Raw genomic sequence first — 678 nt, forward strand, 5'->3', positions numbered from 1 at the left:
ACTCAAAACAATGAATCATGGTGTGATCTTTCTCGCACTTTTGAACAATATCCATATCCCTATCTCCCTAAAAATCAATATCCGTATCAAAAACATCAAAGTGGCCAGCCTCAAAGGCGTCATTCTGTCTCGGTCTACCAGCCGGGTTGTCGTTCCATTCGCTCGGAGTCCCTTCCTTGGTGGTAAAGTCATAAGCCCTGACCCGCTGCCAGCGACCATCCTGTATCACTTCTATCCGGCAGGGCTCACGCATATCCCGGACGTTGATTAGCCGGTCGATGGCATCATCGGTGAACTCCGGTGGCGGTTCGTGTCCAAAGCGTTTTACCCACCACAAAACAGCCTTTTGTCGTGCATACCCGCCATGCTCAAAGCAGACCCACTCACGGACGGTTGAAAACCCGCACCGATAACTGACTTGGACAGAGGGCGGCTTGCCGTTCTTTTCATGGCGGTGATAGATAATCTCATCAACATCGAGCCATTCAGGCTCAACCTGGGAGGCGAGCAGGGCTGCACTGGATGCTTCCGATTCGTGCTTTTCCCGCTCTGGAAATTCATAGTTGCAGGCAGGGCATACCCGGAGGCCTGCGAGGATCAGTTCAAAGCACTCAGGGCATTCCTTGATCGGGGCTTCACCGGTTCCCTTACCGGCCTTGATATGGTCAACGCTGATCC

1 protein-coding gene is annotated in these 678 nt (G+C 52.7%); it reads right to left on the reverse strand.

Features of this window, described 5'->3' with window-relative positions:
* Positions 1-67: 67 nt before the first annotated feature.
* Positions 68-678, reverse strand: a 611-nt coding sequence (locus AK963_RS34235; protein ID WP_202969959.1) for a hypothetical protein, incomplete at its 5' end; no start/stop codon positions are given.

It is taken from the genome of Endozoicomonas atrinae, from assembly GCF_001647025.1.
Taxonomy (GTDB): domain Bacteria; phylum Pseudomonadota; class Gammaproteobacteria; order Pseudomonadales; family Endozoicomonadaceae; genus Endozoicomonas; species Endozoicomonas atrinae.